This is a genomic window from Sinosporangium siamense (assembly GCF_016863435.1).
GTDB lineage: Bacteria > Actinomycetota > Actinomycetes > Streptosporangiales > Streptosporangiaceae > Sinosporangium > Sinosporangium siamense.
Map to the genome: position 1 here is coordinate 1 of NZ_BOOW01000030.1, position 18092 is coordinate 18092.

The following is an 18092-nucleotide window of genomic DNA, read 5'->3' on the forward strand; positions in this document are numbered from 1 at the left end:
CTGTGCGAATGAGGGAGAAATTGTACAGGGAAGATGGAATTATACGAGACGCATAGCTGCTAACTATGCACTACCTGACGTTGCTTATCCTGTGGGAAATGAGATACGATGGCAACTATCAGAAATTTATTCCGCCGAATCGCTGGTTCGGCGAGGTCGCGCCTGTTCCGTGGGCCGTCCCTAGACCAGCAAGTGGATTTACCGGCAAGCGTAGGGCCCCGCGAGCGCCATTCCACCTTCATACGGTATCCGACTGATAGGCGGGATCGCTTGAAACCAAGTTATTGCTGCTCCCCAGGCCCATGGGACCGAACATCTCGGCCCCACGGGGTGTGGTGCATGTCAGGCGTCCCCACCACCGCTGCCGAACATTGCTTTGATCCACTGCACGAAGCGATCTAGCACCTCAAGTGCCCAATCCCGACGACTTACTGGCAAAAGTGACCAAAGGGCAAACGCCAGAGAGAACGCCAGAACAAGCGCACTAGAAGAGGCAGGGCAGTCAGGGCCGCGTTGAGTACACGCAACCACAGAGGCAACCCTTCCACGTTACTCCTTTGCCTGGAGAAATTTCCGCTTCTGCGGTGCAGGAGTTGATTCATCTCATGGCTAGGCGTGAGGTAGGGCTAGGTCGGCTGCCGGGAACCATCCGGGTCGCCTTACCACGGAGAGGTGAGCAGCATTGACCGAAAGTGGCTGCCTTCGTCTCGTTGACCTTGGGCTGAAGTCCAAACCCAGCCGAGTGCCAATGCCAAAACCATCCCTATGGACGCGATCCAGAATACGTCTGATGGCTGGCATGTGGGACGGGTTTTCCAGTCTGATCAGCTTCGCTCGCCGACGGCAGGGCAGACGGCGACTCCGCAACGTTGTATGTCATATCAGCGTGGAGGTGCCCGGGTCGGCCGTCCCCTTCCCTGAGCCCTGCCCCGACGCCTCCAGCAGTGGACCGAGCGTGGCGGCCTCGGTCGAACGCTTCCTGTCCTTTATCCAGACCACGACCACTCGCCAAAGCTACGCCGATACCCTGGCCCGCCTGACCGCACAAGCCGGCCCCGGCCCGCCGCCGACCTGGAGCCCGCCGACGACGCCGCCGTGATGAACCAGTGGGAGTCCGCAGCGGCCGCGACCTGGAACCGGCACCTGTCTGCGCTGGTCTCCTCCACCCCCTGGGCCCAGCGCCAGGAACTGCTGGCCGTCAACCCCGCCCGGCGCCTACAGCGCCGCAGAGCCGCCCGCCGCAGCGACCGCGCTATCCCGCGTGTCCGGCTGGAGGCCCTATTCATCGGTGCCGGCCACGCGCTGCGCGAACGCCTGCTGTGGCGATTACTTTACGAGACGGCCGCCAGAGCAGAAGAGGCCCTGACCCTCGATGTCGATGACCCCGACATGGAGTTCCGCCGCGCCCGAGTGATCTCCAAGGGCGGCGCCGTCGAGTACGTGCATTGGGCCACCGGCACCGCCCGCCTGCTGCCCCGCCTGATCAAGGGCCGTACCGGCGGACCGCTGTTCCTGGCCGACCGGCGCGCTCCCGCCGCCGGTTCCCGGGTGCCCGCAGCCGCCGACGTCTGCCCGATCACCGGTCGGGGCCGGTTGTCCTATCCGCGAGCCGAGTATCTGTTCAAGCAGGCCAGCGCCGACCTAGACCCCCACGGTCAGGACTGGACGCTGCACCAGCTCCGCCACAGCGCGTTGCAGCACCTGGCCGAGGCTGGTCGCAGCGCACCCGAGCTCCAGGTCAAGTCCCTGCACGCCCACCTGGCGAGCCTCGGTCGCTACGTCCAGCTCGATGAGCAGACCTCCGCCCGCATCACCGCCGAGGAAGACCCGGCCGCCCGCCGCAGATTCCGCTGACCAGGGCTTAGCGCCCCACTCTTCTCATCGCACCGCTAACTGGCGGCTGGGGGCACGTTCGGGAGAAGACCCCCGTTCCAGGACGGCGCGGTGAGGGCAAGCGGGGCCGCGAGGCGCACCGAGTGGCCCTGGCCGCGGCGGATGATCTGCCCAGTGGTGAGGGCTTTGCGGACGGGGCTGTCGCTGGCGGTGCGCAGGTGGTCGGCCAGGAGGCCGGGCAGATCGAGGATCACGATCAGGTTCGGCGCGTTCTCGCCGGGCCGCGCCGCTACCGACTGCGGCTGGACCTGGCGGACGCCGCAGCAGGTGCTCACCCACACCCACCCATGCCTATTCATCCGCGATGAAATCCGTCTTTGCGAACGGACACGCGCGCGAGCCCGCCCTGCGGGATCTCGTACTCACCTCGTGCAGCAGGATGGCGTCGATGAATGTCACCCAGGCGTCAACTGAATAGCGCCTCAAGGACCGCGTACCGATCCGGATCAGCAAGACCAGCAAACAGAGAAAGGGCAAGACGCGTAGCCTCCGCTATGGACAGCTCTTGCGCGAAGTCATCACGTAGCAAGCACGCGCATCTGGGCAAAGGGTCAGGACTGGCGGGGCTATCGGGATCAGCGCCGTAGGCGAGACCGTCTCGGGCCGCAGTCATCAGAGGCAACGCGGCATGCGCAGGTGTCCGTCCGACCTGGATGGCGACGGTCAGGAGCAAAGCGGTGATGTCGGTGGCGGCCTCCGGAGTATTTGCGCTGATGGCAGCGCCCCGAACGGCGTAGTACAACCACCGTGGGAGCGTCTCGGGGCAATGCGAGCGAATCTGGATGGTGAGCCGGCCGAACAGATTGACGGCGCGCAGCGCATCAGCCCAGGCTGCGGGGCGGCTCAAGGCCAGGGCCACATGTGTGGGTCGCCAGCCCTCGTCTTCAGCGAGTTCGAGCAGGCGTGGTTCATTCAGCGGCATGTCTCCGATATGGGCTTTTATCAGGGCGCGGATGGCCTGCTCGTGAGCCTCGGCCGTGATGCGGCCCGCGCCGAGGAGATAGTCCAAGATTGCGGTTGTAGACGTCGTCGCAATGCCCACCTGCCGAGCATGGGCCCGCAGCACGGAGTCGTCACTCCAGAGTGCGACCTGCCGCTGCTGGGCAAGGTCAGCAACCGACGCCCATGCGCGAATCGCCGGCGCGTCCAGGCGGTCGAACGCCTCGGTAGCAGGCTGCGGGATGCGGGTCAGACTTTCGATCGCGCTCAGCAGGGCCGAGGCCTGGCTGACCTGCCGAGAGATCTCGGCCGGTGAGACGGCAATCACCTGAACCCTGTCGTGTCGATCGTCCCATACCGCAGTGCCGACCTTGCGCAGGGCCAACTTGTCGCTGGCACCCAGCGCATCCAGCATGACTGCATCGGTTGTCATGACGCGAGCGAACACCCCCAGAACATCCTCGCGCAGCTGTGGAGGCAGTGTTTGGAGTACCAGCGCCGCCGCGGTGTCCTGAACCGCGTCTTTGTCAGCGTGACGCCGCACTGTCTCAGCGCACGCCATCAGGTCGACAGGGCCGGGGTGGCGCGCGGCGATGACGATGTCATCCCGGTCGATCAGAACCTCGGCATAGGTGCGATGGGCGGAGGCGGCCAGCAAGCTCAGCGGCAGTTGGCCGGTCAGGAGGCCGCGAACCAGCCGTTTGCGGGTAAGTTGATCTTGCGGGTCAGGGCGTATCAGGTCGCTGATGTCATCGATGATCCGATGCGGATCGAAGCTGTGCAGCCGCTGCGCGCGCTGGGCGGGCCAGCGCTCGAAGAAGCGCTCCGTTGCGTCCTGGACCTCGGCGTTCAGAACTTCCGAAAGCGGATCGTCGCGGCTCGATAACGCCAGGAGATTGGTGATGATGAACAAGCTGAATTCTTCATCATCGATGAAGCGACGCAGCAGTCGCACGCAGCCGGTTACCGTCTCCTTGGCCGACGCACGCCGCACATGAAGCTGAATCCATGCACGCGCATCGGCCACGCTTGTTGGGTCGAGCGGGTGGGGAGCCTTGCTGAGATGCCGCCAGGCCGCAGTCAGGTCACCCCGGTTGATGAGGATCCGGATCAATGTCCAGCGGGTACGCGTATCATCTGGCTCCAGGCGAAGCACCATGCCCAGCAAGTCGCATACACGGTCCAAACGGTGGTCGTCGTAGGCGACATGAGCCGCCAGACGCAGCGCCTCGGCGCGGCCGCTCCACTCAGGCGGAGTGTCGGACAGTAACCGATCCAAGACGCGCTCGGCTTCGGCGTTACGGCCAGCACGGGTCAGCACCGTGGCCGCACTGAAGCGCAGGGAGGCGTCGCCGAAGTGATCGGCGGCGTCGGTCAAGGTCTGTACCTGATCGTCCATTCTCCCGAGGGCTCCATAGCCTTGCGCCAGATTCATCGCGGCGGTGATCGAGGACCGGCGGCGTGAGCGCAGTTGGGCGATGGCCCACCCTGTGTTCCCTGACGCCAGCTCGGCCACGGCCCGGAGCTCAACGACCTCATTGGGGTACCGGACGGTGAGTTCCTCCAGCCTCGGCAGGTCTAGGACGCCGCACCGCGCCAGTCCGAACAGCGCCCGTGCGAGTTGTTCATCGTCTTCAGCCATTTCGATGGCTCGCCGCCACAACGGCTCAGGATCACGATGTTCGGCTTCGGCCAGCAGGGGTGCAAGCCGTGCCCGTGCCGACTCGCTGGTGATGGTGGCCAGATGTTCGCGGGCGCGGGAAAGGTCACCGATCTCCAGAGCGGCGATGGCGACGTACTCGTGCACGATCGGGGAGCTCGCCTCCAGCGCGGTGGCGCCGTTATCACTGACCGTGCCCAAGGTGATGACCATGTGAGGATCGGCCATCAACTGCGCGGCGTGACAGGCATGGATGACCGCTTCGGTGCTGTCTCCGCGGAAGACCCGGCGATCATCTCGGGCTTTCAAGAGCAGGTTGAGAGCTTCCCTGAGGTCATTATCCCAGTTCGGTGATTCGCCTCGCCGCGCCCGGATTATAAGGAAACGGGCACGGAGGATCGAGAAGGTACTTGACTGCTGCGCGGCAAGAACGTCGGTGGCGATTTGCAACATCTCGTTAAGACATTCACGAGTGAAAGACTGTCCGCTGAGCAGGAGTGCGACACTGACCCTCGCCAGCGCGTGGACCATTTGATCGGCCGGCTCCGGTACCCACCGATCGAGTTCCTCGGCCGCGGCTTGCACATCACCGGCGAGCAGCGCTACAGCGGCTCGAGCGTAAGGGTCTGGTGACGGCGGTGGTCCCAGCTTTTCCAGCACCTGACAAGCGGCCGCCGTATCGTCCAATTCGTGGTAGATGAACGCCGCCCGCGCAAGGCAGAAATCCCGGCGGAACGCACCGTGCTCCGCAGCCCGCACGAACAGATCCGCCGCCAAACGCGGCGCACCGTAGGCTCCAGCCAGTTCCCCGGCGGCCAACTGGATCTGCCAGGCGGCGCTGTCCAACCACGGCGGCAGGTGCCGGGCCCACCCGGCGACGACATCAGCCGGACGCGCCTGCACAGCGGTCAGGTCCGTTACCAGTTGCCAGGTCGAATCCGGTTGGCTCTGCCAGGCCGCCATGATCTGCGCCTCGCATGCCGGGGGCAACTGGCGAAGCCGCCCCTGCAGAGCCTCGTCATTGTTGTCCATGCCCGGCTGAGCAGTGCCGGCCCGCATGCGAGCGCCCCGAGCACGGACTGGGAACTCATGAGGCCACAGCTCCGAAACACCCTGATCGATGACGGCCAGCTCAAGCCGCTTGCGTCCATCTCGGACCTGTCGGGCGACCCAGTTGCCTCCCGCTTCCAGGGCTAGGTTGTCATCAGGAAGCCCTAAGGCACTCATCTGCGCGGCCACCGCCTCGCGAAGCCGGGGCGGTGTGACACCGGTATCGAACTTCAAGACCCCCAGTAGCTCCAGCAGCTCTTCTTCGGACAACTCAGCAGCCGCTGCCCAGCGGGCTCGAGCCTTTCCTAGCGCGGAGCGCGCTGTCTTCTGTCCGGCCTTGGGCAGCAAGAACAGGGTGCGCGAATCACAACAGGAGAGCAGCGCGTCGCTCGGGTCGATCGCGCGGCTGGTAACGAGCGCCAGCTCGACCTCACCGTCTGCGGCGAGCGTGCGCCAGGCCTTTGAGATCTTGGCAAGGATGGATGGGCCACCCGACTCGCTGCGAGCTAGCAGGTACTTCTCATTGACCGGAGAGGTAGCATCGACGGCGTACTTAACCTGCGCATACGAGTGAGGCGCCGCCGCCCGGTACAGCACGACGTCATCCAGATTCCCGGCGCCGTCGGCTTCCACTCCAACGGCGATCACCGGATTGCTCTCGGATCGTTCCCGGTCACGCAGCGCGGTGATGCACCCCTGCCAGGCAATGAGCCACTGATACATGTAGCCGGCGATTATGACACCGCTCGCACTCGGCGCTGGTAGGGGTTCCATGTCCTTATTGTTCCCTGCAATCCTACGCCTCAGCCGATCGGCGACAAGCAGGCGCAGAGGCTCAGACAGCCGCCCTTGTGCCTAGCAACCACCGCTACGCCACCGCCCAGCGTGCTCGTCCGGCTGCATGGGCTTGTTGTCAGGGAAATCTCTCGCAACGTAGGCATGTCAGCTCACGTGCAGTGCCCCTAAGCGTGAGTTCACCCAGGCGGAGGTCAGCCCCGAGTTCAGGGTGCCGTTCTGCTAGCCGGATGTGACCGTTCCTGCGATGAGGCATCTGGGGGTGACTTTTCGGGCCGGGCGGCACTGTCCTTCTTGTTCAGCAACGCTTGCGCCACGGCGGCGGCGGTGATGGCTTCCTCTCGCTGCAGGTGAGCGGCGCGCAGCGCGCTGGTGGTGTCGGCAAGCTCGCCACGCAGCCGATCCGCCTCACCAGCGGCGTCGGCTCGGGCCTGGGTCGCGGCCTCGCGGGCCTGCTCGGCCACAGCGGCCGCAGTGACGGCTTGCTCGCGCTGCTGTTGTTCGGCGGCCAACGCCTGGCGGAGCCGGTCGGCCTCTTCGGCGTGTGCCGCGGCGGTGCCGCAGGCCTGATCGCGTTCCTACTCGGCTTTCCGGGTCCCGCCTGCTCAACTCGAAAGTCAAACCTGCGGTTGAAATTGCGCGGCGGTGCAACGCTGGTCCGAACTCACACAGTGGCGACGTCCGATGTACCGACTACCGCGATAATGCGGACGAAATGTCGGACCCCACAGGTAGGTTGCCAGCATGGCAAAAGGGTCTCGACGGCAGCGGGCAGCTGGACACCATCAGCAGGGTTGGCGGCCTGCCGATGCTGACGCGGCCGCGCAAGTAGAGGTGTTCCAGCGTCGAGTGCTCCGGTCCACCGAGGCCCTCACGGCCCTAATGAATGAGGCCGAGTCGTGGGAGGAGGCGGCCACTCGGACAGCGGCGATGATGAATACGGTCGTCGCCGAGTTAGCCGAGCGGACGAGTTCCTGGCATGCGTTCGACGTCCTGGCGTGGCTACAGCGTGCGAACATGGCGTACGCCGAGGATTATCAGGAGAGCACGCATGACGGGTTGTCGGCGTTGGTGGAGCTCGCGGCGCTCCTTGTGATGGAACGGCCGTCGGCCAACGCGATGAGCGGCGACTCGCGGCCCCGCGAACTCGAATCACACGACATCGTGGACCCCGGGGCGGTTGCCCAGCTCTGCCGTGATTTGGACGCAGGCCTTCGTCGCCTTATCGACGCGGGGCATCTGCTGAACTTTGCGCGGCAAGCCGACAGCGGGCCTGACTGGCGGTTGCGCTATCACATGGTGGAGCGGGAGATGTTGCTGCGCAACCTGAGCTACCCGCACTTGCAGGAGCGCCTGCTGCGAGGGCTGTTCTGCGAGCCGCCGGTGGCGGACCTGCTCGCTACGACCCTCGGCTTCACCATCGAACAGGCGCTCAAGGTCATCGACGGTTTCCAGATGATGATCGAGAACGCCTACTGGGACAGCGTGGACGCCGCCCGGGAGCACATCCTGGCCGCCCCACGAGCCGCTGAGCCTGTCGCCATGGACGCGACCGCCACGCGCCGTCCCCGGCGCGGTCGCAAGGCGATGGACCGTGAGCGGCTGGACAGGGTACGTGTGTCTGTCGCGGCGATCGTGTCGGACCGGTTGGGGCGCCGGGTCGCTATTTCCGCCGAGCAACTCGCCGCCATGCTCGGCGAGGATTGTTCCGCGATCGAGGCCGTGCTTCGGCTGTTTTCGCAGCCATTTGGTACCAGGCCGGCAGTGGATCTGGTCGAGGACTACTTCCGTGGCCGCAATCCGCTGCGAACCAGGGCCGTGCTCCACGACCCCGCGGTCGGCTACTTCCCGATCAACGTCGGGAACCTGCTGTTTGGCCTCCGGGAACTCATTGAGGACGCCTTCAAGCAGCACAAGGTCTTCGACCGCTATGCCAAACACCGCGGTGACTGGGTCGAAGAGGCGGCGGTGGCCGCCTTGCAGGAGCGGCTCGGCTCTGAAGAGGTGCACCGCAACATCGAGTTCGTACTCGCTGACGGACGCGCTGTGGAAAGCGATGCGCTCCTGGTGTGCGACCGGGTCGCGCTCGCTGTAGAGGCCAAGGCCGTCAGCCTTAGCCCGCGAGCGCGCTCGGGCGATTCGGCGCGGATGAGCCGTGACTTCACCCGCATCGTCGCTGACACCGTCCAACAGGCTGACCGTCTGCGCACCACGCTGGCCCGCGACGGCCGGCTGCACGTCCGCAGTCGAGACCAGACCGAGTTTGACTTCGCCCATGTGCGACGGATCTTCCCCATCGCCGTCACCCTGGAAGACGTCACCAGCATCACTGGCAGCGCATCCGCGTTCGTTGACGCCGGGATCCTGCCGTCACGACGCGAGTTGCCGTGGATCGTGAGCCTGCTCGACCTCTGGGTCATCTGCGAGATCGTGGAGGGACCGGCGCAGCTGCTGCACTACCTGCACCAGCACGAGCAGGCGATCAACCTCGATATGATCACCGCATCCGAGGAACTCGACCTGTTCATGATGTTCCTCGACCAGGGCCTGTACTTGGGTGATCACGTCGACCAGGACGGCAACCCCACCACCGGGTTCTTCACGCTATCCATGACCGACCCCTTGGACGCCTACTACCTGCACCAAACAGGTCAGCGCCGAACGCCAGCACCGAAACCGCGGCAGGAATGGTCACCGAAAGCGTTCCGTGAGCTGATCACCCAGCTCGAGTGTGAACGCGCCGACGGATGGACCACCGCTGCCCTCAACCTGCACGAGGGCGACCGCAACGTCCGGAACCAGATTGCCACGATGGTGCGCAGATTGGCCCGTCGTACCCGACTCGATGGGCGCCCGCACGACGAGACCCGTCTGTTCACCGACTCCCACTCCTCGTTCGGTGTCACGGGCATGTCCGTCGGAAAGGAATGCACAGTTGAGCAACTCCGCGAGAGGCTGCTCACCTGGTGCCGTGCCCGCAAACACCTGGAGCACATCGCTTCCTGGACCGGCATCGGGGTCATAGCCAACCAGCCGGGTAGGGTTGCTGTCCTTGTGCAACTCGACGAGCCATGGACCGACGACCCCGAGCTCGACCTAATCGTCAGGACGTTACGGATGCGGCCCGCTGCCGAAGTTGCGACCACCGTCGGTAAGCGAGGCCACCCTGCGGGTGCCTCAGTCCCCGGCCCCAACCAAGGACTTGGCTGATCTGCTCCGCCCTGAGCGGGCGAACTGATGTATTGGAAACTCCTATGAGGCCAGCGGGTGGACTGGAGTGCAAGATCCGGAATATGTGCAGGATCGCCTTACCGAGGCAAAGGCAAGGCGATTTGATAGGTGCCAGGCCAGGGCGCTGAGAGCGGAGAAACGCACCTTCCACCTCTAATCCGACGGTCGTACTTCAGCGCGAGGAAGTTCATACAGCACTTACGGGATATACGTGGAATGATCTCGACACCAAATGGCTACCATAAGGAGTCGCCACAATTGGCCATCGGGCCACATGCACCCCCCAAGACATGTTTTATCATTCAACATCAAGCGCATCACCTCTAAAGTTGAAGCTAAACAAAAATTGCCATTGGGAGAATCTGAATCGCGGGCGCCCCAATCGGGTCAGCCACATCGAAGTGAAGCCCAGCACTAGATCTAAGATTGTCCACCATCTCGTTAACCATATCCCCTCCCGCAACACCCAGCACGGTACGGCGAGCCAGATTGACATTCTGATCGTCGGTGAGCACTTGGGTAACCTTGCCTAGAACCTTAAACTCTCCTGAGCGGAGGTACTCACTGGTGGCAGAGGTGTGAAACTCGGAAGACACAGTAAGAATCGCTTTAAGAGTTTCATCCATGCGAATTAGAACATCATGTACAGGAGCACTGCTAATATCCTCATAGAGGCGCCGAGCTATTCTCCATCCGTAATCCATCTGGGCACTTGCTGCGGCCTCGACCTGACGTTGCACTTCAACCTCGGGAGATTGCGTACGCGCCGGAACGCTCCTCCTCCTCTTCGACCTGGAGGGAGCGTTTTCTTTCTTATTTCCGGAGCCCTCATCCTCCATATCGAGATACGGAGTAATTTGCATAAAGAATGAAAGATTTTCTTCCAGCGGGTTTCCTGCATAAGAACCGGAAAGCTCTATCAAGTCTCCAGACCCAAGCTGACCCAGCTGACCGGCATCTTGCAGAGAAACTATTTTCTGGGCACCATGAAGATAAGCGTATAGTGCATTAAACAAGCTTACTTCCGTGTGTTGCTTAGCAGCTTTGGACTCAACCAGCCCTTCCCTCTTCCAAGCACCTCCACCTTCTACCCCAACCTCAACACCGAAAATCCCAGACAGCGAAGGGAGCTTCGCCTTACCTGTTCCCTTGAGGTTCTTTTCACCCACCTTCCCTTCTTTGCGAGTTTCCTCTTCTTCCATCGCCACACCTCCTTGAATTTGAGCCAGGAAACTCATCATCATTGGCACATCAAGGTAGACCGGATGCGCCAAGAAATGCAGCTTGTTTTCGTAATCCATTACCATTAGCCCTCCAGTCAGATCTCCCAGCTCGAAGCACATAACAGATGATCTTGGCTCGCAAGGCTGTTTCTCCAAACCGTCAGGATTGCAGAGCTGACCCACGATTTGCCCGAACTGTTCTCATGGGTATCAAGGGCGGGGGCGTGAGGCGCCACTGCACGGCACCGCCGGCCGGACGTGCGGCGTAGGCGCCGGTCCCGAACGGCGGCGGAGATCGGCCCGCATACCGCGCCGCTCGCGCGCCGCACCCAACCCGCCGTACTGGGGCCGCACCGCTGCCGGCAACTTCAGACGTGCTCACGCGGTACCAGCTCAGGATGAGCGCGGTACCAGTCGACGACGCGGCAAGTGATGCGATCGAGGGGCTCATCGTCAGCAAGTGGATACTCAAAGTCAGCGGAGCGACCCAGATCTGTGGACAGCTCCTTCAAGGTCTCCGCATCGAACAATCCCGGCGCGGGAGCTTTTCGCGCAGGTAAGTCAGAAGCTGCCCAAACAGCTCACCCCAGTTGACGTGGCCGTTGCGCTGGGCCTCGTCCCGGAGTATCTCCACTGCCCGCAGCAACTCACCTTGAATGGTGTCCGCCTGCCCTCAGCGCGTTACTTAGGCCTTCCAGATGTGGCGAGCATCAGCGGTGCACCGGGGGCCCATGCACGTGACCGTACGACCTACGCCTCCGGCGGGGGCGCTCCGGCTCCGTCTCCGGGATGATCTCCAGGGGCAAGAGCCGGGTTCGCAAGTGGTTGGGGACCAATAGAAGTGCGCGCGGCCGCCCATACTGATTTACTCGCTGCTCCTAGGCTCCTGGCTCACTCCGAGGCGGCCACGACCCGCGAGGTGTCCACTGTGAGGAACAGTTGGAAGAGGAAGCGGGGTTCGGCGCTATTGGCGTAGCCGAAAAGGACTTTCCCGTCCACACGACACGCATGTAGTCCTTAGCTTAGGTGCCGTGACGCCCTCCGGCCGAGTGCTCAAGCGTCATGGATTTTGAGAAGCCTGAGCGGCGGACAGCTCCCCGGCCGTACGTTCGCGGTGCGAAGGCCAGCAATGGCTGCCAGCTCACAGAGGGATATGCACGGGAATACGATCATCACATGGATGGGACTTACCCCCTGGTCCGCGAGCTCTTCCCAGACCTCATCACGGACCTGATCTCATGCCTTGAGAAGGACGGGGAACCCGAGCTTGCGATCGTTGCGCGGGATGTCCGGCTCTACCAGTGGTGCGGGTGCGGGGACGATCTCTGCCAGAGCTTCTACACAACCCACCCCCTGGTGGGGCCTACGGTCCCGAGCATCGTTGCGTGCCGCTAATCCCCGAGAAGGGCGACCTGATCCTTGACGTTGTACGTAACCGGATCACGTATGTCGAGGTGTTGTACTACCCCAGTCTCAGAGGTGCGACGAGCCAAAGTAGCGGCCCGGATCGGGCTCAGGACTGAGTGACGAACCGAGTGACAACGGCTACGGACGACCCCGGACACCGGTGGATCACCATGGATAGAAACAGCAGGTCACCGACACCGTGGGTCCATGTGCCGCCCCAGTCTCGACTGCTTCGGGACGAAGAGGCCGTGGGTTCAAATCCCGCCACCCCGACCCAGTTCGACCAGATCAGGGGCCTGATCCGCTAAGCGGAACGGGCTCTTTTTCTGTTACTGGGAGAGACCTGGGAGATGACCTTGATCACCTGTCTCTCTCCCCAAAGGGCGATCTCGATCCCGGGGGCGCTTTTGGGCACCGGCGCGCGAGCTTAGGAGCTCGCGAAGTCTACCTCCTGACCGGCAGACCTGGGCGAGCACTCATCTGGACACCCGCGCCCACCGGCGAGGCTGTTCCGATCGCCTGCCTCCTGCGACGGGCCCGCGGCGCCCGCCTGGGACGGCAGGATCACGCTCAGCAGCAGTGGCGTACTCGCCACGACGAAACCCAGCCGCAGGTACTGCATGAACACCACCTGACGCCCGTCCGCGTCGAGATCCTGAGCCGAGGCCACCGCGGCGGCCGATTCTCCCGCGATCATGCCCAGAGTCGCCGTGGCCCGATCCACCCCGCCGAACCGCATCATCGCCCACGCGGCCCCCTGGCAGATGACCAGCGTGGCCAGCGTCACCATGACCAGCGGCGCGATCGACCTCGCCACCTGCCCGAGCGCCGCCACGTTCAGGTAGGTCCCCATGAGCACGCCGAGCAGCGCCTGCGCCCCCCTGTTGAGCACAGCGGGCGGGCGGCGGCGCACCAGCCCGGTCATGGCCGCGAGCAGCCCGAGCAGCAACGGGATCAGCATGTGCGGGGAAGGCAGCTCCGGTTCGCCTAGCTCGCCAGCAGCCACGATGATCGGCAGAATCATCGCCCATCCGGCGATCTCGCGGGCACTGCCGTCGGCGGCCCGCAGCGCAACTCGCATGCTTGGCAGGCTAGTACCGGCATGGAAATGCCCAGGTCAGCACATGGTCTAGGTGGAATTGCAGAGTGGTCCGGGTGGCTGCCGTTGCGAATCCTGCGGAGCTGCCGGTTCAGTGCAGCAGTAGTCCGGCCAGGGCTCCGGCGGCGACTTGCGACACGTTCGGTCGGGGTTTCCTATGTCGTGCGACATGGATTTCCTTTGCCCTGAGCCAGCACACCGCCACCCCAACTCAGTTTGACCAGATCAGGAGCCTGATCCGCTAAGCGGAACGGGCTCTCTTTCTGTTATTGGGAGAGACTTAGGAGATGACCTTGGTCGCCTGCCTCTCTCACCAAAGGGCCAGCTCGGGGTCCAGGAGCGGGGTGCCGAGGTCAGCCAGACTCTGAACCTCTGGGAGATCGCCATCTCCCAGAGGGCGTCCAGGACGTCGAGCAGCTCGGCGCGATCGCGTCCACCTGGTCGACGAGATCCACTGTCCGGCAACCCGTGACGACCGCCCGCTCCCCAAGCAGGGCCTTTGACGCCGGGCTTCGACCCCGCCCGTTTCCAGACGAAACCGCCAGCCTGCTGCCGGACCTCCTGGCAACTCCTCGGACCGGACTTCCACCGGTAAGCGACGACGAGCTTACGAATGACAAGATCCACCGCTACGTCACGGCTTCACCTCCTGCTGGGCGCACGAAGAAGGCTCACTATTGGCCGCCCTGGCCGAGTTCATTCGCGAACTCATCGAGGGGCACCCACAGGGCCTGGCCGCCGCCCGCGCCTGCGGCGTCCGCCTCGGCCGACCACCCATGACGCCCCCGATCAGGTCCGGCATGCCGCGCCCTGCTACTGGACGCCGAGGCCGACAGGTAGCCGCTGGCTTCTCTGCCACTCCCGGGCAGGGAACGGAAAACCCCAGGTGGCCGAATTCAGGCGTCCACAGGGATGCTCACGGGACGAGCTCGAAGATCGTTGCATTCGCCTGACCGCCGCCTTCACACATCGTCTGAAGTCCGTAGCGAATTCCACGGTCAGCCATATGGTGGATCAACGTTGTGGCGATGCGTGCGCCGGATCCACCGAGCGGGTGGCCGAGCGCGATTGCACCACCGATTGGATTGAGCGCTGATTCGGGCACGCCGTACACGGCCTGCCAAGCAAGTGGCACCGAGGCGAACGCCTCGTTCACCTCGAACGCCCCGATCTCATCGATGCCCAGGCCGGCCTTCGCCAGTGCTTTCGCGGTTGCCGGGATCGGCCCCGTCAGCATGATGTTCGGCTCGCTGCCCACCACGACCGCCGTGTGAACCCGCGCGAGAGGCTTCCATCCGTGTGCGCTCGCGATGTCCGAGGTGGTGATCAGCAGGGCAGCGGCCCCGTCGCTGATCTGGGAGCTGTTGCCGGCACTGACGACGCCGCCCTCGAGGAAAGGAGTCCGCAGGGTGGCCAGTGTTTCGGCCGAGCAGTCCGGACGGATTCCCTCGTCGAAGCTCACGCCTCCTTCGGGGGTCTCGATCGCCACGATCTCCGCGTCGAAGGCTCCGTCGGCGGCGGCACTCGCGGCTCGCCGGTGGGAACGCTCGGCGTAAGCATCGAGTTCGCCGCGACCGATCGACCACTCACGGGCGATCTGCTCGGCTCCGAGGCCTTGGTTCGGCATACCGTCCCCATATCGCTTCGCGTACAGCTCCCCGAGCGGTGACTGACCGCCGACAGCCGACCCCATGGGGACTCGTGACATCGACTCGACCCCGCCGGCCACGACGACGTCGTAGTGTCCGGCGATGACGCCCGCGGAGGCGAAGTGAATGGCCTGCTGGGACGAGCCACATTGACGATCGACCGTAGTGCCGGGGACCGACTCCGGCCACCCCGCCGACAGCGCTGACGTACGCGCGATGTCAAAGGTCTGTTCGCCGACCTGGCTGACACACCCCCAGATCACGTCGTCCACCACCGCCGGGTCCAGCGACACGCGATCTGCGAGGGCCGTGAGGACTCGCGCGGACAAGTCAGCGGGATGGACGCCCGAGAGCGCTCCTGCCCGCTTGCCGATGGGGGACCTGACAGCCGCCACGACGACAGCGTCTCGCATGAAATCTCCTTGAACTCACTTTGGCTTGTCGGCTTGTACGTTCGATTCAGCGGACCGGGCTCAGTCCTTGCGGAAGGGGAAGGCCCACGGACGCAGCGGCGACCCGGTGGCGCCACGTAGGCGCAGACACGCTGCGAAGAATCCGAACTCGTACACCTCTGCCGCCGCGAGCGCCTCCAGATCGAGCACCTCGATCAGGGGCGCACCCGCCTCGGCGAGAAGATAGGTGTGCACCGGCGTGTAGTTGTCGGGATCGGTCGACGGCCCCTGCTCGACGCACACGGTGTCGGAGCCGACGATCATCGCCCCCTTCTCGACCAGGTGCACCGCGGCGGCGCGCGTCAATCCGGGCGGGTTCTCCCCCCACGCTGTGGCGTCCGGCCACGCCCGCATCCTGCCCGTCCGGGCGAGCACGACGTCACCGAGCTGGATCTCGACGCCCTGCTCGGCGAGGCATTCGTCGACGTCCTCTGGGGTGATCCCGTACTGGTCGGGGAGCATGTCGACACCGCGCAGGCCGGCGAAGTCGAGGAGGACGCCTCGAGCCACGATCGGCGGCATCTTGTCGGCGCCCGCGACGCGCCAGTGCCGAGTTCCGAGGTGCTCCCGCTCAGTGAAGTTGTTGTAGATTCGCCCGTTGTAGCCGTAGTGATTGAGCGTGTCGATGTGGGTACCGGTATGCGTGTACATCATCACCGTGTCGCCGGAGTAACTGATGTACTCGGTCATTTCCCGCGAGATGCCCGGCAGTTCGTCGATGACCGTACCGTGCGGCGTGTGCGTCATCCAGATCTGGTAAGCTGGATCTCCCAATAGCTGCCACGAGGGCATCCCGATGAAGTAGTCCACGGACAGATCGAACATCTGGGTGGCATCGATGCGACTGATGACGGCAGCGCGGGATTCCGGGCTCATCAGGTTGAGTCGGCCGATCTCATCCTCAGGCCCGTAGGGGCTCGTGGTTACTTGGCGGTTGGCGCCGGACGCTGGGTTGTCGGACATGTGGGCTCCTCCTGGGGGGTTTCGACTGTGCGGATGGACCGCGGTCGCCCCGTCGGCATGGGGCGGTCGTTGCGGGGGCGGAGATGAGTTAGTCCCCTGGCATGGCTGGGGCCGCCAGATGGAAGCAGGTCAGTCGTTGATACGCGTCAGCCACTCGCAGGACGGTGGTCTCGTCGAACGGCTTTCCGATGATCTGCATGGAGACGGGCATACCGACTCCGTCGAAGCCGATAGGAACGGCACATGCGGGGAGCCCGGTCAGGTTCCACTGTGATGTGAACGATGCGCTGGACCAGCGATCCATCATCATGGGATCGGTCTCCTCGAGGAGCCGCGCGCCCGTCGGCATGGTCGGCATGATCAGCACGTCGCAGGCGCGCATCGCCTCGGACACCTCGCGGTCGAACGCGGTCGCGATCTTCTTCGCCTGGACGTAGTCCGCGCCGCCGTACAGCGCTCCCCGGGCCAGCAGTCCGCGCGCGTAGCGCCCGTACTTGGCCCAGTGCGCCACCAGATCGTCCCGGTGATAGGCGAACGCCTCGCACAGCAGCACGATCTGGCACGCGATCCTCGCCATGTCGGCGTTGGGCAGGCTCACCTCCGCCACGCCGGCGCCCGCCTCTCGCAGCGCGGAGATGGCCGCGGTCACCCGCGTCCTAACCAGATCGGAGACGTTTCCAGTGTCGAAGAAGTAGCGCTTCGGCCAGCCGATCCGCAGGCCTTGCACAGAGCCGTCCAGCGCATCGAGATACTGCGGGACCGGCCGCCGGCTCGAGCCCCTGTAGCTCGGGTCATGGTCGGCGATCGCGTGAAACATCAGGGCGCAGTCCCACGCGGAGCGCGCGATGGGGCCGACGGTGTCAAGGCTCGGCGACAGCGGCACCGTCCCGGTGGTCGAGACGCGCCCGAGGCTCACCTTGAGGCCGGTCACACCGTTGAGCGCGGAGGGATGCCTGATCGAGCCGGCGGTGTCGGTGCCCAGTCCGCCGAGGGCCAGGCCGGAAGCGACCGCGATGGCCGTGCCGGAGCTCGACCCCCCGGCGTAGCGATCGGCGGCCCATGAATTGCGTGGCATCGGGAAACCCGTGGCGGGGTCGTTCAGTCCGAGAGCGAACTCGTTCGTTGTCGTCTTGCCGACAATGATCGCGCCGGCGTCCCGCAGGCGGGCCACGGCGGTCGCGTCGCCGTTGCTCCGCCACTGCCGGGGCGCGACCAGACTGTTCGCCCGTGTGGGTCCCTCGACCGTGGCGATGACGTCCTTGATCGCCAATGGGATCCCGTGCAGCGGGCCTCGGTCCTGTCCGGCGGCCAGTTCGCGGTCCGCACGGTCAGCCGCCTTGAGGGCGGCGTCGCGGAATGTGCTGACGTACGCCCCGAGCCTCGCGTCGAGACGATCGATGCGCACGAAGACATCGTTCGTGAGCTCGACTGCTGTCGTCGTCCCGTCGCGAAGCGAGGACGCGGTGTTCTGGATCGTCCGGACGGTGGCCCGAGTACTGATGGGATCAGCTGCGTCGGCCGACTTGAACGCCGATGGTGTCGATGTGTCGCGCGCGACACCGTCGGCGCCGGTCCGGTGAAGCTCGTCGGCCTGGTGCCGCAGCGTCTGGTAGTCGTGCGCGATGGAGGTGATCTCGTCGGCGCTCATCGTCAGGCCGACGACGTCGAACATGGTGCGTACCCGCCGCTCAGCCGATGTCATCGCGCGACAGGTCCCCGGTGAAGGGACGA

The 18092-nt window shown here is 64.5% G+C and carries 11 protein-coding genes; 3 read left to right on the forward strand and 8 right to left on the reverse strand.

Annotated elements, in window-relative coordinates; genetic code table 11:
* Positions 1-955: 955 nt before the first annotated feature.
* Positions 956-1099, forward strand: coding sequence for a hypothetical protein (locus Ssi02_RS22790; RefSeq protein WP_204028924.1), 144 nt, complete (start codon positions 956-958; stop codon positions 1097-1099).
* Entirely contained in the window at positions 1099-1854 is a 756-nt protein-coding gene (locus Ssi02_RS22795) for a tyrosine-type recombinase/integrase (RefSeq protein ID WP_204029532.1), read from the forward strand. The genes Ssi02_RS22790 and Ssi02_RS22795 overlap by 1 nt, the downstream gene beginning before the upstream one ends.
* 35 nt (positions 1855-1889) lie before the next feature.
* Here the strand turns inward: Ssi02_RS22795 and Ssi02_RS22800 are convergent, their stop codons facing one another.
* The 3 genes from Ssi02_RS22800 to Ssi02_RS22810 form a co-directional block, all read right to left on the reverse strand.
* Positions 1890-2192: a hypothetical protein gene (locus Ssi02_RS22800; protein ID WP_204028925.1), complete on the reverse strand. Its 303-nt coding sequence runs from the start codon at positions 2190-2192 to the stop codon at positions 1890-1892.
* 107 nt (positions 2193-2299) lie between these two features.
* The gene (locus tag Ssi02_RS22805) at positions 2300-6316 is read right to left on the reverse strand and encodes a PIN domain-containing protein (RefSeq protein ID WP_204028926.1); all 4017 of its coding nucleotides are present in this window, start codon (positions 6314-6316) and stop codon (positions 2300-2302) included.
* Positions 6317-6543: 227 nt separating this feature from the next.
* On the reverse strand, positions 6544-6849 hold the full coding sequence (locus Ssi02_RS22810) for a hypothetical protein (RefSeq protein ID WP_204028927.1): 306 nt from the start codon (positions 6847-6849) through the stop codon (positions 6544-6546).
* A 418-nt stretch (positions 6850-7267) separates the two neighbouring features.
* Here Ssi02_RS22810 and Ssi02_RS22815 point away from each other — a divergent pair, with 418 nt between their 5' ends.
* Complete coding sequence (locus Ssi02_RS22815; protein WP_204028928.1) at positions 7268-9547, forward strand: hypothetical protein; 2280 nt, start codon at positions 7268-7270, stop codon at positions 9545-9547.
* A gap of 356 nt (positions 9548-9903) precedes the next feature.
* On the opposite strand, the gene Ssi02_RS22820 is transcribed toward Ssi02_RS22815, so the two are convergent.
* The 5 genes from Ssi02_RS22820 to Ssi02_RS22840 all read right to left on the reverse strand — a co-directional run bounded on the left by Ssi02_RS22820 (position 9904) and on the right by Ssi02_RS22840 (position 18063).
* The gene (locus Ssi02_RS22820) at positions 9904-10869 is read right to left on the reverse strand and encodes a DUF6414 family protein (protein WP_204028929.1); all 966 of its coding nucleotides are present in this window, start codon (positions 10867-10869) and stop codon (positions 9904-9906) included.
* Positions 10870-12625: 1756 nt separating this feature from the next.
* Positions 12626-13279: an AbrB family transcriptional regulator gene (locus Ssi02_RS22825; RefSeq protein WP_204028932.1), complete on the reverse strand. Its 654-nt coding sequence runs from the start codon at positions 13277-13279 to the stop codon at positions 12626-12628.
* 934 nt (positions 13280-14213) lie between these two features.
* Positions 14214-15359, reverse strand: coding sequence for a thiolase family protein (locus Ssi02_RS22830; protein ID WP_204028933.1), 1146 nt, complete (start codon positions 15357-15359; stop codon positions 14214-14216).
* Between the two features lie 60 nt (positions 15360-15419).
* Positions 15420-16361, reverse strand: coding sequence for a cyclase family protein (locus tag Ssi02_RS22835; RefSeq protein WP_204028934.1), 942 nt, complete (start codon positions 16359-16361; stop codon positions 15420-15422).
* 88 nt (positions 16362-16449) lie between these two features.
* Entirely contained in the window at positions 16450-18063 is a 1614-nt protein-coding gene (locus Ssi02_RS22840) for an amidase (protein WP_204028935.1), read from the reverse strand.
* Between the last annotated feature and the right edge of the window lie 29 nt (positions 18064-18092).